Source organism: Clostridium boliviensis (assembly GCF_033342255.1).
Lineage (GTDB): Bacteria > Bacillota > Clostridia > Lachnospirales > Lachnospiraceae > Lacrimispora > Lacrimispora boliviensis.
This window is the reverse complement of sequence record NZ_JAWONS010000252.1, coordinates 84101-99603: the sequence shown is the minus strand read 5'-3', so window position 1 is coordinate 99603 and position 15503 is coordinate 84101. Positions and strand designations below refer to the sequence as shown.

The window sequence follows — 15503 nt, the reverse complement described above, 5'->3', positions numbered from 1 at the left end:
TTTTATATTAATCAGGGAACCGCCCCTTTTTCACTTCAATACTACTGATTTATTGTATAAAAGTCAATGGTAATTTTACATGAAAATACTGAAAATTTCAGCATTATTTAGATAGGAGAAAATAAAATGAGAAAAGCAGCCCTGCATAACCTTGGTTGCAAGGTAAATTCATACGAAACAGAAGCAATGCAGCAGCTTTTGGAAAACGCAGGCTATGAAATTGTACCGTTCACAGAGGGAGCAGATGTATATATAATTAATACCTGTTCTGTTACCAATATCGCAGACAGGAAATCCAGACAGATGCTTCACCGAGCAAAAAAAATGAATCCCGGTGCAGTCGTTGTTGCAGCTGGCTGTTATGTCCAGGCAGCGGGTGAAGAGCTGAAAAAGGATGAAGCGGTAGATCTGGTTATTGGCAATAATAAGAAGACGGATCTGGTAACCATTCTGGAAGATTATTTTTCTCAGAATCAGGAAGCAGAAGAAGATACCGTGATTGATATTGGCCACACAGCAGAATATGAGAATCTTTCTATCAGCAGAATTGGAGATCACACCAGGGCTTTTATAAAGGTTCAGGACGGCTGCAATCAGTTCTGCAGCTACTGTATCATTCCTTATACCAGAGGCAGGGTCAGAAGCAGAAAACCAGAGGAAGTGGTAGAAGAGATCAGACGTCTGGCGGCTATCGGATATGAAGAAGCTGTTTTGACCGGTATCCATTTAAGTTCTTATGGAATGGATTTTCCCATGGAGGAACGAATCAGTCTGCTGGATTTAATCATAAAAGTACATGAGATTCCACAGATCAGACGGATCCGTCTTGGCTCTTTAGAACCCCGGATCATAACGGAAGAATTTGCAGATACACTTGCAGGGCTTAAAAAAGTATGCCCACATTTCCATTTGTCTCTGCAAAGCGGATGTGATGCGACGTTAAAACGTATGAACCGAAAATATACCGCCACAGAATATCTTAAAGGATGTGAGCTTCTCCGCAAAGCATTTAAGAATCCTGCGATTACAACCGATATCATAGTAGGGTTTCCGGGAGAAACCAAAGAAGAGTTTGAAACGACCAGGGAATATTTAAAGAAGCTTCAATTTTACGAAATGCATGTGTTTAAATATTCCGTCAGAAATGGAACCAGAGCGGCAGATATGCCGGATCAGATACCGGAATCCGTAAAATCTGAACGAAGCAGTGAGCTACTCGCCCTGGAACAGGAGATGTCACTTTCCTACAGGAGATCCCATTTGGGCACTGAGACCGAAGTGCTTATGGAAGAGGAATATGAGGTGGATGGAACTCGTTATATGATCGGTCATACAAGAGAATATATAAAAGCAGCAGTGCCATTTGAAAAAGGCATAAAGGGTACCATGGTAACGGGAACCTTATGGAAAATGCTGACCAACGATATTGTATTTTTAAAACACTGACAGACAAAATTTATTTTTATCTTGCCGAATCCATAATTATGGTTTAAAATAAGGAAGAACAGTTAAAGGACGTGAGAAACATGGGCGATATTCATAATACACAATTTTTTAAAGCAGTCCAGGAAAATAAGCTGGACGTAAGTCAGGTACTGGAACAGGTTTATATTGCCCTCACAGAAAAAGGCTATAATCCGGTTAACCAGATTGTGGGGTATATTATGTCAGGTGACCCTACCTATATCACCAGCCATAAGAATGCCAGAAGTCTGATCATGAAAGTGGAACGGGACGAGATTCTGGAAGAATTGATGCGGGTATATATTGATACGATGTTAAAGGATTGATGTCATATACGTCAGTCCGGTAGGTTTCAACTCTATAAGACCTTTGCAATGCAGCTGTCAGATGATGTGGAAAGAGGCGGAGTCTGACAGTTTGTTTTTATCCAGTTGGCTGCGAACCAGCTTTGTTTTGCTATACATTTTTTTAACAGTATGAGACTGGAATTTAAAAATTGAGCGCAATTCGTGCGCGGATAAAGGTAGTTTCCTGCGGACATCGTCCTAATGGACATACCTTTATGTCCAGAAAGCATGGACAGGAAAGAGGAAATATGAGGATTATGGGACTTGATTACGGTTCTAAGACTGTTGGAGTTGCTGTTTCTGACTTACTGGGTATAACCGCCCAGGGCGTGGAGACAATTACGAGAGAAGAAGAAAATAAACTAAGAAAAACCTGTGCCCGAATTGAGCAGTTGATTGGGGACTATGAGATTGAAACGATTGTTTTGGGTTATCCTAAGAATATGAATAATACGGCTGGTGACAGAGCCAAAAAAACAGAAGAATTTAAAGAAATGCTTGAACGCCGGACAGGTCTCCCTGTAGTTTTATGGGATGAGAGACTGACGACAGCCGCATCTGAGAGAATTTTAATGGAAAGCGGCGTAAGACGGGAAAACCGGAAAGCAGTAATTGACAAAGTGGCAGCAGGACTGATTCTGCAGGGATATCTAGACAGCTTAAAACAGGAGACAGGCAATGAACAGTGAAGAGAAGAAAATCACCCTGACTAATGACGATGGGGAAGAGATTGTTTTTTATGTTTTAGAAGAGACCAGAATTAATGGTATGAATTATCTGTTGGTAACAGACACGACAGATGAGGATGAAGAAGGAGAATGTTACATCTTAAAAGACTTGTCAAAACGGGATGAAGAAGAAGCCCTGTATGAGTTTGTTGAGGATGATAACGAGATAGATTATTTATTTAAAATATTTTCCGAACTGCTTGATGGAGCGGATGTAGATATTGAAAAATGATGGTAAGTGATTGAGGGACTGTTGTATGGAACAGGAAGTTTTTAAACATATGCTTCGAAAAAAAGGACTCAAGGTGACCAACCAGCGCATGCTGGTACTGGAACTCATGGCCGAGCGTCCGGGAGAACATCTGACTGCAGAGGAGATCTATGATCTGGCCAGACAGCGTTGTCCGGAGATAGGGCTTGCTACGATTTACAGGACTGTGCAGGTGCTTGTGGATTTATCAGTGATTGATAAGGTCAGCTTTGATGATGGGTTTGCCCGCTATGAACTGGGGGGCTTTAATCGTGAGTCCGGACATCACCACCACCATGCGATTTGCAACCGATGCGGTAAAGTATTTTCCTTTAAGGGCGACCTTTTAGATACTCTGGAACAGGCACTTCTTGATACAGAGGGGTTTATGGTAACAGATCATGAAGTGAAACTTCACGGGTACTGCAGGGAATGCCGGGAGGAAATGGAAGAACAGGACGGGAAATAATAAAACGGAGGTAAAAGATTGAAGAAACAAGACAATAACGCGAAAGTAAAAATCATTCCATTAGGAGGAATGGAGCAGATTGGTATGAATATCACTGCTTTCGAATACGACGACAGCATCATTGTTGTGGACTGCGGACTGGCATTCCCCACAGATGATATGCTTGGAATCGACCTGGTAATCCCGGATGTATCCTATTTAAAACAAAATTTGGACAAAGTAAAGGGATTTGTAATCACTCATGGACATGAGGACCATATCGGTGCACTCCCTTATATTTTAAGGGATATTAATGTACCAGTATACGGAACAAAGCTGACCATAGGTCTGATTGACAATAAGTTAAAAGAGCATAACCTGTTAAAAAACACAAAAAGAAAAGTGATCAAACATGGACAGTCCATTAACCTGGGGTGTTTCCGTATTGAATTCATAAAGACGAACCACAGCATCGCCGATGCTTCCGCCCTTGCCATATTCTCTCCGGCAGGCGTGATTTTACACACCGGTGATTTTAAGATTGATTATACACCTGTATTTGGAGAACCTGCTAATCTGGAGCGTTTTGCAGAATTAGGGAAAAAAGGTGTACTGGCTATGCTTTGTGACAGTACCAATGCAATCAGACCAGGATTTACACCATCTGAGAAAACCGTAGGAAAGTCTTTCGATAACATTTTCGCTGATCATAAAAACAACCGTATCATTGTAGCAACCTTTGCTTCCAATGTAGACAGAGTGCAGCAAGTTATCAATTCGGCTGCCAAATACGGACGTAAGGTTGTTGTGGAAGGCCGCAGTATGGTTAATGTAATTGGTACAGCAAGTGAACTGGGATATATTAACATACCGGAAGGAACCCTGATTGATATAGATCAGCTGAAAAATTATCCGGATGAGCAGACAGTGCTCATTACCACCGGAAGTCAGGGAGAATCCATGGCGGCGCTTTCACGAATGGCAGGCAGCACCCATAAAAAGATCTCCATTAAGCCGAATGATGTGATCATTTTAAGCTCCCATCCGATACCTGGTAACGAAAAGGCGGTCTCTAAGGTAGTGAACGAACTGTCCATGAAAGGAGCCGAGGTTATTTGTGAAGATACACATGTTTCCGGACATGCGTGCCAGGAAGAAATTAAACTGATGTATGCCCTGGTTCGTCCCAAATATGCGATTCCGGTCCATGGAGAATATCGCCACCTTATGGCTCAGAAGAAGCTGGTTGAGGCCATGGGAATACCCAAAGAGAATATCGTCATCATGTCATCAGGTGATGTGGTGGAGCTGGGACAGGAATCCTGTAAAATAGTGGATCACGTTCAGTCAGGAGGTATTCTGGTTGACGGACTCGGAGTTGGTGATGTTGGAAACATCGTATTAAGAGACAGACAGAATCTGGCTCAGAACGGTATTATTGTAGTCGTGCTCACATTAGAAAAATACTCCAATCAGCTTCTTGCAGGACCTGATATCGTATCCAGAGGATTTGTATATGTGAGAGAATCCGAAGACCTGATGGAAGAGGCAAGAACCATAGTCAATGATGCAGTACAGGACTGCCTGGAACGTAAGATCAATGACTGGGGAAAAATTAAGAATATCATCCGGGACAGCTTAAGCGATTTCCTCTGGAAGCGTATGAAGCGTAATCCCATGATTCTGCCGATTATTATGGAGGTTTAGGAGGCGAAAGGATTAGATCGTTATGAGCCGGACAACCAATGAGATAAATAAAATAACAGGAGCGGTCATTGCTGTTTCCATCAGACTTATCGTTTTAGCACTGGTCGTACTGCTGGTGTATGAGGGTGTGACAAGGGGTTATGATTTTGGACATGAAATATTTTATGCCTCCGCTGTAGAGCAGAGCCCTGGACATGATAAGAGCATTACTGTGGAAAAGGGAGCTTCAGCCGCACGGGTGGCAAAGCTTTTAAAGGGCAGCGGTTTAATCACCAATGAGTATTCCTTTATCATACAGGCGGAGTTCTTTAATTACAAGGTGAATCCGGGAGTCTATACCTTTAACACTTCCATGACCTCCAAAGAGATCCTTCAGATGATGAATGATAATACGGAGGAAAAGGAAGAGAAACAATGATTGTTAACGACAGGATAACGGAATATATAAAATCTCTGGAGACTGACCGAAGCGGACTTCTTACTAAGATCGGAACTAAAGCGAGAGAAGAAGGGGTACCCGTCATTCGGGAAGAGACTGCGGCCTTTCTGCAGACAATGACTGCAGCCATGCAGCCGCAGGCTATTTTAGAAGTGGGAACAGCTGTTGGTTATTCCACACTTTTGATGGCAGAGGTTATGCCAGAAAACTGCCATATTACTACCATAGAAAAATATGAGAAGAGAATTTTGCAAGCCAGGTCTAATTTTTTAATGGCTGGAGAAACGGAACGGATCACCCTGTACGAGGGCGATGCGCAGGAGGGATTAGAGGGGCTTAACGGCCCCTTTGACCTTGTCTTTTTAGATGCCGCCAAGGGTCAGTATTTAATCTGGCTTCCCAGGATTCTTGAACTTTTAAGGCCGGGCGGAATGCTGATTTCAGACAATGTTCTCCAGGACGGAGATATCATTGAATCCAGATATGCCGTAGAGCGTCGCAACCGTACCATTCACGGAAGGATGCGGGAATATTTGTTTGAATTAAAGCATTGCGATCAGCTTATTACATCGGTGGTTCCTATTGGAGATGGAATTACCGTCAGCATTTTAAAAGAGAAATACGAGAGAGGAGTTTCATGAGAAAGACCGAACTTTTGATTCCGGCAGGCAGTCTGGAAGTGTTGAAAACCGCAGTTATTTACGGTGCAGATGCTGTCTATATCGGAGGAGAAGCCTTTGGACTGCGTGCAAAGGCAAAAAACTTCACGAATGAAGATATCCGCAAAGGGATTGAATTTGCCCACGAACGTGGTGTGAAAATTTATATAACAGCTAACATTCTGGCACACAACGAAGATCTTTCCGGGGTTGAGGAATATTTTAATGAGTTAAAGGAAATCAGACCGGATGCGGTTATTATTTCCGATCCAGGTGTATTTGCCATTGCTAAACGAGTGATTCCGGATATGGAGATTCACATCAGCACCCAGGCCAATAACACAAATTACGGAACGTACCTGTTCTGGCACCAGCTGGGAGCAAAACGTGTGGTATCAGCCAGAGAGCTTTCCCTTGCTGAAATTAAGGATATACGTGGAAAGATCCCGGAAGATCTGGAGATTGAAAGCTTTATTCACGGAGCTATGTGTATGTCCTATTCAGGCCGCTGCCTGTTAAGTAACTTTATGACGGGCAGAGATGCAAACCAGGGAGCCTGTACCCACCCCTGCAGATGGAAATATTCCATTGTAGAAGAAAAGCGTCCGGGTGAGTATATGCAGGTTTATGAAAATGAACGGGGGACCTACATCTTTAATTCCAAGGATTTGTGTATGATTGAGCATATTCCGGAAATGATTGATGCAGGGATTGACAGTTTTAAGATTGAAGGACGTATGAAAACGGCTCTTTATGTGGCAACTGTGGCAAGAACTTACCGGAAAGCTATCGATGACTATAACAAAGATCCCGAGCTTTATAAAGCTAATATGGACTGGTATAAGTCTGAAATCGGAAAATGTACCTACAGAGAGTTTACCACCGGCTTTTATTTTGGAAAACCTGATGCTGCCACTCAGATTTATGACAACAACACCTATGTTAAGAATTACACCTATTTAGGGACAGTTGAAGCAATTGATGAGCGAGGGTACGCAAGAATCGAGCAGAAAAATAAATTTAGTGTGGGTGAAACCATTGAGGTCATGAAACCTGATGGAAGGAACTTAGAGGTTACTGTAAAGGGTATATGGAATGAAGAAGGTAAGACACAGGATAGTGCACCTCATTCCAGGCAGATCCTCTTTGTACATCTTGATGCACAGATTGATCCGTTCGATATACTTCGAAGAAGCGAAATAGAATAACGTATTATCAGATTTTTAACGCTGTCCGGTATGGCAGATTACTCAGCCGGACGGTGTTTTTCTTTTCCCCGGGCGATGTGTGGCTGTTGTAGAAACTGCCATATTGTGGTATGCTATACAATGTCTACATGGATGATAGAAAGAAGTTAGCAGAGCGGAGGCTTACCTATGATATGGATGTTATGGCTGACAGCTGTTTTATGTGTCATTTATTATATTGTGATTATCGTTTATTCAGGCTTAACCACTTCTTTTTCCCTGATTTGGCTGTTTTTTGCAGTCATATGCATGGGATTGGCAGCAGGATGGGAAGCTTATATAAAGCATAAGGATAAGGTGCCCCTATGGCTTCCGGTTTCGGTTGTTACCATGTGCTGTACCGGAGTCCTGGTATTTGCTTTGGTCGAAATTCTGGTATTTACCGGAGTAGCTGCCCGTGATACATCAAATCTGGACTATGTGATCGTACTGGGGGCCAGAGTCAAGGATACCGGAATCAGCAAGTCCTTAAAAAAACGTCTGGATAAGGCAGTGGAATATGCGGATAAAAACCCGGGCACAATCCTGGTGTTATCTGGTGCGAAGGGTGAGGATGAACCGGTTGCTGAGGCAGTTGCCATGAGAGATTATCTGGTGTATAACGGTGTGAGAGAAGAGCAGCTTATTTTGGAGACACGTTCCTATAGTACAGTTGAGAATATTGCATACAGCCGTGTAGCCATTGAAGAGGATCAGGCAAGGAAGAAGGCCCACAGGCAGAACGGCCCGGATATTATAATTCCGGGAGCCTTTGAAGAAGTGCCGGATAAGCCCATAAGAGTAGGCGTGCTGACCAGCGATTTTCATGTATTCCGTGCAGAGCAGATTGCAGAAAAATGGGGAATACCTGATATTTACGGGATATCATGCGGCTCAGATCCAGTTCTTTTTATACATTTTTGTGTGAGGGAATGCGCAGCTATATTAAAAGACAAATTAGTGGGTAATATGTAATTAATACAGTATTTCAGGAGGAAGAAATTATATATGAATCAGTTTAAAAATCTTGCAGCCTATGAGGTTGTTGAGGAAAAAGAAATTGTGGAGTTAAACGCTACAGGATGCGTACTCCATCACAAAAAAAGCGGAGCCAGAATATTTATCATACCATGTGACGACGAAAACAAGGTATTTAACATTGGATTTCGGACTCCTCCCAAGGACAGCACGGGAGTGGCTCATATTCTGGAGCACAGTGTTTTATGTGGTTCCGATAAGTTTCCGGTAAAGGACCCGTTTGTGGAACTGGTTAAGGGTTCCCTTAACACATTTTTAAATGCCATGACATATCCGGATAAGACAGTATATCCGATTGCCAGCTGCAATGAAAAGGATTTTCATAATCTGATGAATGTTTATATGGATGCTGTACTTCATCCAAATATCTATAAGGAAGAGAAAATCTTTATGCAGGAAGGGTGGCATTATGAGCTGGAGAGCAAAGATTCCGATCTGATCTATAACGGAGTGGTTTACAATGAGATGAAGGGTGCTTTTTCCTCGCCGGAAGAGGTCCTTGACCGGTTTACCAGAAAGGTGCTTTTCCCGGATAACTGCTATGGCCAGGAGTCCGGCGGAGACCCCTCCTTCATTCCTGACCTGACTTATGAGGATTTTTTGAATTTCCACAGAAAATATTATCATCCTTCTAACAGCTATATCTACCTGTACGGTGATATGGATATGGAGGAGAAACTTACGTGGCTGGATAAGGAGTATTTAAGCCGATATGACAAGACTGAGGTGGACTCCGGAATCGGAAGACAGAAGCCGTTTGAGAATCCGGTGCAGGAGGAGACTTACTATTCCATAACAGAAGGAGAATCCGAAGAGAACGCCACCTATCTTTCCATCAATACCGTAGTGGGAACCGATTTGGACCCCAGACTGTATGTGGCATTCCAGATTCTTGAATATACCCTTCTCGATGCACCAGGCGCTCCATTAAAGCAGGCGCTGATTGATGCAGGGATTGGACAGGACATTATCGGCGGGTATAACAACGGAATTCTGCAGCCATATTTTACTGTCATCGCAAAAAACGCCAGCAAAGAGCAGCTGGGTGAATTTCTGGCTGTGATCAAGGGGACCTTGAGAAAACTGGCAGATGAAGGAATTAATAAAAAGAGCTTAAAGGCGGGGATGAATTATTACGAATTCCGTTATCGGGAAGCGGATTACGGTTCAGCACCCAAGGGTCTGATGTACGGTCTGCAGTGTATGGACAGCTGGCTTTATGATGGTGATCCCATGACTCATTTACAGTACCAGGCTACGTTTGATTATTTGAAGAAGGTTGTAGATGACGGATATTTTGAACAGCTGATCCGGGAATATCTGCTGGATAATCCGTTCGAGGCAGTGTTGACTGTCAGTCCGAAGAAGAACTTAACAGCCCAGGAAGATAAAAAGACGGCAGGAAAGCTTGCAGAATATAAGGCTTCTCTTTCAGAAGCAGAGATTGGCCGGTTAATTGAACAGACAAAAGCATTAAAAGAATATCAGGAAATCCCCTCTCCACAGGAGGAATTAGAGAAGATTCCCATGCTTTCCAGAGAGGATATAAACAGGGAACCGGAACAGATTATCTGGGAGGAGAAGGAGGTTCATGGGGTTAAGGTCATCCATCATGGGATGTCCAGCTCCGGAATCGGGTATTTAAAGGTGCTCTTTGACACCTCGGTTCTTTCCATGGAGGATTTACCCTATGCAGGATTTTTAAAGTCTCTGCTGGGTTATGTGAATACAGAAAACTACACCTATGGTGATTTGACCAGTGAGATTCATTTAAACAGCGGGGGTGTCAGCTTCAGCGTCACGTCCTATCCTGATTTAAAGAACAGAGGCCAGTTTAAAGGTTATTTTATGGCAAGCGCCAGAGTACTTTATGATAAGATCGACTTCGGTTTTTCCATTCTCAATGAAATCCTGACACGTTCTCTCTTAGATGATGATAAGCGGGTGGGAGAAGTAATCAGCGAAACAAGATCCAGAGCAAGAATGAAACTGGAGGGTTCCTGCCACTCCGCAGCAGTGGCAAGAGCCACATCCTATTTTTCGCCGGCTGCATATTTTAATGATATAACAGGCGGTATCGGATATTATGAATTTTTAGAGAAGCTGGATAAGGAGTATCCAGCCAATAAGAAAATGTTCATTGCCAGATTTCAGTCCGTGGTGAAAAAGCTCTTTACAACCGGCAATATGCTGGTAAGCTATACGGCTGATGAGGAAGGTTATGCCCTTCTGCCCGATGCGATGAAAAAGCTGACTGATGCTCTGCCTTCCGGAGATGATGTGCGCCTTCCGTTTCTTTATCCGTCAGGAAACAGAAATGAAGGATTTACAACGGCTTCCCAGGTTAACTATGTGGCAAGGTGCGGAACCTTTGCAGGCACAGGACTTAAATATACCGGGGCATTAAAGATATTAAAAGTTATTTTAAGCTACGATTACCTTTGGATCAATCTAAGAGTTAAAGGAGGCGCGTATGGCTGCATGAGCGGATTCGGCCGTTCCGGCGAGGGCTATTTCGTTTCCTACCGTGACCCTAATTTAAAAGAAACAAACCGTATCTATGAAGGTGTGGTGGAATATTTAGAAAACTTCCAGGTAGAAGACCGGGATATGACCAAATATGTAATCGGAACCATCAGCGATATGGATGTGCCGTATCCGCCGTCTACCAAAGGAAACCGCGGCCTGTCCGCTTATATATCAGGTGTGACCAAAGAGATGATGATAAAAGAGCGGGAAGAGGTGTTAGATGCGTCCCAGGAAGATATCAGGAACCTGGCCTCTATCGTAAAAGCGGTATTAAGCACCAACAGTCTCTGTGTGATCGGCAATGAAGAGAGAATCACAGCGGATCACGCTATGTTTGCAGAGACTAAGAATTTATTCCATTCATAACACAAAGGAGAAACTATATGGATCATAACTATAAATCTGGCTTCGTTTCCTTAATTGGACGCCCAAATGTGGGGAAATCTACCCTGATGAATCATTTAATCGGGCAGAAAATTGCCATAACATCAGATAAGCCACAGACTACAAGAAACAAAATTCAGACTGTATATACGGATGACAGGGGGCAGATCATATTTCATGATACCCCTGGAATTCACAAGGCGAAAAACAAGCTTGGAGAATATATGGTGAATGTAGCAGAGCATACGTTAAAGGAAGTGGACGTAGTGCTGTGGCTGGTGGAACCCTCCACCTTTATCGGTGCCGGGGAGCAGCATATCGCAGAGCAGTTAAACCAGGTAAAAACACCAGTTATTCTGGTCATCAATAAGATCGATACGGTGAAGAATCAGGAAGAGATTCTTACGTTCATAAACGCCTATAAGGATATCTGCAAGTTTGCGGAGATTGTTCCTGTTTCCGCACTAAAGGATAAGAATACGGATTTAATGCTGGAGCTGATTTATAAGTATCTTCCGGAAGGTCCCCAGTATTATGATGAAGATACGGTAACAGATCAGCCTATGCGCCAGATTTCTGCAGAGCTGATCCGGGAAAAGGCTCTTCGCCTGTTAAACGATGAGATCCCCCACGGAATTGCTGTGACAGTAGAAAAGATGAAGGAACGGGACAACGGAATCATGGATATCGAAGCTAACATTGTCTGTGAAAGGGAATCCCACAAGGGAATCGTCATCGGAAAAGGCGGTTCCATGTTAAAGAAGATCGGAAGTGCGGCGCGCCGGGAAATTGAAAACCAGCTGGAGATGAAAGTGAATTTGCAGCTCTGGGTCAAAGTCCGCAAAGAATGGCGTGATAGTGAACTGTATATGAAAAATTATGGGTATAGCCAGAAGGATATTTAAAAGTGGTGGTTAACATTGAGGGAAACAGAGAAACTGACGGGGATGGTAATCAAGGTATCTCCAGTAGGAGAGATGGATAAACGTCTTGTAATACTGACCAGACAACGAGGGAAGGTCACCGCATTTGCCAGAGGAGCGAGAAGACCCGGCAATCCGTTTATGGCGGTGGCCAGGCCCTTCGCCTTTGGCCAGTTTTCCCTTTACGCAGGCAGGGATTCCTATACGCTCCAGTCTGCGGAAATCTCCAATTATTTTGATGAGCTGGCAGCAGATATGGAATGCACCTGCTATGGCTCCTACTTTCTGGAATTTGCAGATTACTATTCCAGGGAAAATATCGATGGGACTGGATTCTTAAAGCTTTTATACCAGTCAGTAAGAGCTCTTTTAAAGCCTGCTCTAAATAATCAGATGGTCCAGCGGATATTTGAACTGAAGGCCATGGTATTAAACGGAGAATATACGGAGCAGCCCCCCCGGCAGGTAAGTGATTCGGCTCACTATGCCTGGGAGTATGTGATCGCTTCCCCAATGGAGCATTTATATACCTTTACCCTGACGGAACCAGTACTTTTGGAATTCTCCCGATGCGTGGAAATCAATAAAAAACGGTACGTAGACCGGGAGTTTCATTCTCTGGAGATTTTGCAGACTATGATGGGGAGTAAAGTATTGAAATGACAGGCAGCATTTGGTATAATGCTCTCATATGTGCAAATGCAGGAGGAATTTGGATGAAAAAGAGAAAAGCGGTTCTGGCGGCTGTGCTGGCAGCAGGTATGATGACAGGCTGTCTGGGAATTGGCGGCAGCAGTACCCTGAATTCAGAGAGCAGCAGAATTTTTGTAACAGAAGAAGGAACCTTTCAGACTGCAACGGTGGAATCTTATGCGCAGCAGGATTATTACAGTGCAGATGAACTGAAATCATTTCTGGACGAAGCAGTTTCCAGTTATAACGGGGAAAATGGTCAGGACCAGGTAACCTTAGACTCCTGTACTCTGGATAACGGAACGGCAAGGATGATGTTTCATTATGCTTCCCCTGAGGCACTGATTGGATTTACAGCCAAGTATGAAGATAAGGCAAATCAGGTGGAATCCATTGCAGTAAGCAGACTGACTGACGTCTACGGCCAGAGCGAATCAGAGGGGATGACCTTTATAAAAGCTTCAGACGGGAAAAAGGCAGACAGGAAATCATTGTTGAAAAGAGGAGAAAATCAGGCGATAATAGTGACGTCGGAAAATCCGTTAACCATACAGACCCAGGGAAAGATATTGTTTGTCTCTGACAATGTGGTAATAAAAGATAAACATACAGTACAGACAACAAAGGGAAAAAGCTACATTATTTATAAATAAGAGAGGTTAAGATCATGGAAAAGACAATGGAAAAGATAGTGGGACTGGCAAAGTCAAGAGGATTCGTATATCCGGGCTCAGAAATTTACGGAGGTCTTGCAAATACCTGGGATTACGGCAATCTGGGAGTAGAATTAAAGAATAATGTTAAGAAAGCCTGGTGGCAGAAGTTTATCCAGGAAAGTCCCTATAACGTAGGAGTGGACTGTGCAATCCTGATGAATTCCCAGACCTGGATCGCTTCCGGCCACTTAGGTGGATTTTCCGACCCTCTCATGGATTGCAAGGCATGTAAGGAGCGTTTCCGCGCGGATAAGCTGATCGAAGATTACATGAGTGAACATGGAATTACCATAGAAGGTTCCGTTGACGCGTGGTCTCAGGAAGAGATGAAAGCATACATCGATGAGAAAAATATCTGCTGCCCCAGCTGCGGAAAACATGACTTTACCGATATCCGTCAGTTCAACTTAATGTTCAAGACTTTTCAGGGAGTTACAGAGGATGCGAAAAACACGGTTTATTTAAGACCAGAGACAGCACAGGGTATCTTTGTAAACTTTAAGAATGTTCAGAGAACTTCCCGTAAGAAAATTCCATTTGGAATCGGACAGATTGGTAAGTCCTTCCGTAACGAAATTACACCTGGAAACTTTACCTTCCGTACCAGAGAATTTGAACAGATGGAGCTGGAGTTCTTCTGTGAGCCTGATACCGATTTAGAGTGGTTTGCTTATTGGAAAGAGTTCTGCGTCAGCTGGTTAAAAAACTTAGGCATCAAGGATGATGAGATGCGTGTCAGAGACCATGAAAAGGAAGAGCTTTCCTTCTACAGCAAGGCAACCTCAGATATTGAATTCTTATTCCCCTTCGGCTGGGGTGAATTATGGGGAATTGCTGACAGAACCGATTATGACTTAACCCAGCACCAGAATACCTCTGGTCAGGACTTAACCTATTTTGACGATGAGAAAAAGGAACGTTATATTCCATATGTAATAGAACCGTCACTGGGAGCTGACCGCGTGACACTTGCCTTCCTTTGCGCTGCTTACGATGAGGAAGAGATCGCAGAAGGCGATGTGCGTACAGTTCTTCATTTCCATCCAGCAATTGCTCCGGTTAAGATTGGAGTCCTTCCATTGTCCAAGAAATTGAATGAAGGGGCAGAGAAAGTATTTGATGAGCTGCGCAGATACTATAACTGTGAATTTGATGACAGGGGAAATATCGGAAAACGTTACAGAAGACAGGATGAGATCGGTACACCATTCTGTATTACCTATGACTTTGATTCAGAAGAAGATCACGCAGTCACCGTCCGTGACCGTGATACCATGAATCAGGTAAGAGTTCCTATTGCAGAACTTAAGAGCTATTTCGAAGATAAATTCTGTTTTTAATAACTGAAGATCAGGGTGCAGGTAAGGGGCTGATGCCTTTTCCTGCACCTTTTGAATTTACTTTTCCAAATCAGATTCTCGTTTAGTCCAGTGCACGGTTTCCGGTTGATGGACAACTGGAGCATAGATACAATAGAGTTTCAGAGGGCGGTCTCCGGTATTAATCAGATTATGCCAGATATTGGCGGGAATTAAAACTGCGCAGCCATTGTCCAGCGGGTGTGAGTAAAAAAGGTTATATGGACTGTCACCCATATAAATAATTCCATCACCGTCTATCACACACAAATACTGATCCTCATTGGGATGGGTTTCCGCACCAATTTCATAATCCACAGGAATACTCATTAAAGTAAGCTGCATATGTTGTCCTGTCCATCTTGTTGTCCGAAAGGAAGGATTTCTTAATGTTTCGTCATGGATATTAAGAATGAGAGGAGTAGGTCCGTAGTCAGTGACATCCCAGGAATTATAGGAGTGGTGGCAGTTGGCATTACAAAAGGAATCACAATCAGACATTATGAGATCACTCTTTTCGTATTCTGTATTGTATTATATGGCAGTATTCTTTATCAGTGACTTTGAAAAAGGAAAAAATAAAATGCCGCAGGC

At 43.3% G+C, this 15503-nt stretch carries 17 protein-coding genes; 16 read left to right on the top strand and 1 reads right to left on the bottom strand.

Annotation, left to right across the window (positions count from 1 at the left end; genetic code table 11):
- The first annotated feature begins 126 nt into the window (after nucleotides 1-126).
- From mtaB to RZO55_RS17365, 15 genes are all read left to right on the top strand, one after another.
- A complete protein-coding gene (gene mtaB / locus RZO55_RS17435) occupies nucleotides 127-1446 on the top strand; it encodes a tRNA (N(6)-L-threonylcarbamoyladenosine(37)-C(2))-methylthiotransferase MtaB (RefSeq protein ID WP_318065536.1) in 1320 nt (439 codons plus the stop codon).
- Between the two features lie 80 nt (nucleotides 1447-1526).
- Nucleotides 1527-1790 (top strand): IreB family regulatory phosphoprotein, encoded by a 264-nt coding sequence (locus RZO55_RS17430; protein ID WP_097005555.1) that lies wholly within the window; start codon nucleotides 1527-1529, stop codon nucleotides 1788-1790.
- Nucleotides 1791-2059: 269 nt separating this feature from the next.
- Nucleotides 2060-2500, top strand: coding sequence for a Holliday junction resolvase RuvX (gene ruvX / locus RZO55_RS17425; RefSeq protein WP_318065535.1), 441 nt, complete (start codon nucleotides 2060-2062; stop codon nucleotides 2498-2500).
- On the top strand, nucleotides 2490-2771 hold the full coding sequence (locus RZO55_RS17420) for a DUF1292 domain-containing protein (protein WP_318065534.1): 282 nt from the start codon (nucleotides 2490-2492) through the stop codon (nucleotides 2769-2771). Before ruvX ends, RZO55_RS17420 begins: the two co-directional genes overlap by 11 nt.
- 49 nt (nucleotides 2772-2820) lie before the next feature.
- The gene (locus RZO55_RS17415; RefSeq protein WP_336624322.1) at nucleotides 2821-3258 is read left to right on the top strand and encodes a Fur family transcriptional regulator; all 438 of its coding nucleotides are present in this window, start codon (nucleotides 2821-2823) and stop codon (nucleotides 3256-3258) included.
- Between the two features lie 18 nt (nucleotides 3259-3276).
- Nucleotides 3277-4944, top strand: coding sequence for a ribonuclease J (locus RZO55_RS17410; protein ID WP_318065532.1), 1668 nt, complete (start codon nucleotides 3277-3279; stop codon nucleotides 4942-4944).
- 22 nt (nucleotides 4945-4966) lie between these two features.
- The gene (locus RZO55_RS17405) at nucleotides 4967-5362 is read left to right on the top strand and encodes an endolytic transglycosylase MltG (RefSeq protein ID WP_318065531.1); all 396 of its coding nucleotides are present in this window, start codon (nucleotides 4967-4969) and stop codon (nucleotides 5360-5362) included.
- A complete protein-coding gene (locus RZO55_RS17400; RefSeq protein ID WP_318065530.1) occupies nucleotides 5359-6024 on the top strand; it encodes an O-methyltransferase in 666 nt (221 codons plus the stop codon). Before RZO55_RS17405 ends, RZO55_RS17400 begins: the two co-directional genes overlap by 4 nt.
- Complete coding sequence (locus RZO55_RS17395) at nucleotides 6021-7250, top strand: peptidase U32 family protein (RefSeq protein ID WP_318065529.1); 1230 nt, start codon at nucleotides 6021-6023, stop codon at nucleotides 7248-7250. The genes RZO55_RS17400 and RZO55_RS17395 overlap by 4 nt, the downstream gene beginning before the upstream one ends.
- A gap of 168 nt (nucleotides 7251-7418) precedes the next feature.
- Entirely contained in the window at nucleotides 7419-8243 is an 825-nt protein-coding gene (locus tag RZO55_RS17390) for a YdcF family protein (RefSeq protein ID WP_318065528.1), read from the top strand.
- A 33-nt stretch (nucleotides 8244-8276) separates the two neighbouring features.
- Nucleotides 8277-11201 carry an insulinase family protein gene (locus tag RZO55_RS17385; protein ID WP_318065527.1) on the top strand — a complete coding sequence of 975 codons (2925 nt, stop codon included), beginning with the start codon at nucleotides 8277-8279 and terminating at the stop codon, nucleotides 11199-11201.
- A gap of 17 nt (nucleotides 11202-11218) precedes the next feature.
- A complete protein-coding gene (era, locus tag RZO55_RS17380; protein ID WP_318065526.1) occupies nucleotides 11219-12124 on the top strand; it encodes a GTPase Era in 906 nt (301 codons plus the stop codon).
- 15 nt (nucleotides 12125-12139) lie between these two features.
- On the top strand, nucleotides 12140-12805 hold the full coding sequence (gene recO / locus RZO55_RS17375; RefSeq protein ID WP_318065525.1) for a DNA repair protein RecO: 666 nt from the start codon (nucleotides 12140-12142) through the stop codon (nucleotides 12803-12805).
- Nucleotides 12806-12858: 53 nt separating this feature from the next.
- The gene (locus tag RZO55_RS17370) at nucleotides 12859-13488 is read left to right on the top strand and encodes a hypothetical protein (protein WP_318065524.1); all 630 of its coding nucleotides are present in this window, start codon (nucleotides 12859-12861) and stop codon (nucleotides 13486-13488) included.
- Nucleotides 13489-13502: 14 nt separating this feature from the next.
- Complete coding sequence (locus tag RZO55_RS17365; protein ID WP_318065523.1) at nucleotides 13503-14891, top strand: glycine--tRNA ligase; 1389 nt, start codon at nucleotides 13503-13505, stop codon at nucleotides 14889-14891.
- Between the two features lie 57 nt (nucleotides 14892-14948).
- Here RZO55_RS17365 and RZO55_RS17360 read toward each other — a convergent pair whose 3' ends face one another.
- Nucleotides 14949-15254, bottom strand: a complete 306-nt coding sequence (locus tag RZO55_RS17360; RefSeq protein WP_318065522.1) for a cupin domain-containing protein — start codon at nucleotides 15252-15254, stop codon at nucleotides 14949-14951.
- A gap of 54 nt (nucleotides 15255-15308) precedes the next feature.
- Here RZO55_RS17360 and RZO55_RS17355 point away from each other — a divergent pair, with 54 nt between their 5' ends.
- Nucleotides 15309-15470, top strand: a complete 162-nt coding sequence (locus RZO55_RS17355; protein WP_318065521.1) for a hypothetical protein — start codon at nucleotides 15309-15311, stop codon at nucleotides 15468-15470.
- The last annotated feature ends 33 nt before the right edge of the window (nucleotides 15471-15503 follow it).

Excerpts from the sequence above, each read along its gene's own strand:
- RZO55_RS17400 (WP_318065530.1), top strand. The coding sequence starts at position 5,359 with ATGATTGTTAACGACAGGATAACGGAATATATAAAATCTCTGGAGACT.
- RZO55_RS17420 (WP_318065534.1), top strand. The coding sequence starts at position 2,490 with ATGAACAGTGAAGAGAAGAAAATCACCCTGACTAATGACGATGGGGAA.
- era (WP_318065526.1), top strand. The coding sequence starts at position 11,219 with ATGGATCATAACTATAAATCTGGCTTCGTTTCCTTAATTGGACGCCCA.
- RZO55_RS17370 (WP_318065524.1), top strand. The coding sequence starts at position 12,859 with ATGAAAAAGAGAAAAGCGGTTCTGGCGGCTGTGCTGGCAGCAGGTATG.
- RZO55_RS17360 (WP_318065522.1), bottom strand. The coding sequence starts at position 15,254 with ATGCAGCTTACTTTAATGAGTATTCCTGTGGATTATGAAATTGGTGCG.
- RZO55_RS17395 (WP_318065529.1), top strand. The coding sequence starts at position 6,021 with ATGAGAAAGACCGAACTTTTGATTCCGGCAGGCAGTCTGGAAGTGTTG.
- RZO55_RS17390 (WP_318065528.1), top strand. The coding sequence starts at position 7,419 with ATGATATGGATGTTATGGCTGACAGCTGTTTTATGTGTCATTTATTAT.
- RZO55_RS17385 (WP_318065527.1), top strand. The coding sequence starts at position 8,277 with ATGAATCAGTTTAAAAATCTTGCAGCCTATGAGGTTGTTGAGGAAAAA.
- RZO55_RS17355 (WP_318065521.1), top strand. The coding sequence starts at position 15,309 with ATGGATATTAAGAATGAGAGGAGTAGGTCCGTAGTCAGTGACATCCCA.
- RZO55_RS17430 (WP_097005555.1), top strand. The coding sequence starts at position 1,527 with ATGGGCGATATTCATAATACACAATTTTTTAAAGCAGTCCAGGAAAAT.
- RZO55_RS17415 (WP_336624322.1), top strand. The coding sequence starts at position 2,821 with ATGCTTCGAAAAAAAGGACTCAAGGTGACCAACCAGCGCATGCTGGTA.
- mtaB (WP_318065536.1), top strand. The coding sequence starts at position 127 with ATGAGAAAAGCAGCCCTGCATAACCTTGGTTGCAAGGTAAATTCATAC.
- ruvX (WP_318065535.1), top strand. The coding sequence starts at position 2,060 with ATGAGGATTATGGGACTTGATTACGGTTCTAAGACTGTTGGAGTTGCT.
- RZO55_RS17405 (WP_318065531.1), top strand. The coding sequence starts at position 4,967 with ATGAGCCGGACAACCAATGAGATAAATAAAATAACAGGAGCGGTCATT.
- RZO55_RS17365 (WP_318065523.1), top strand. The coding sequence starts at position 13,503 with ATGGAAAAGACAATGGAAAAGATAGTGGGACTGGCAAAGTCAAGAGGA.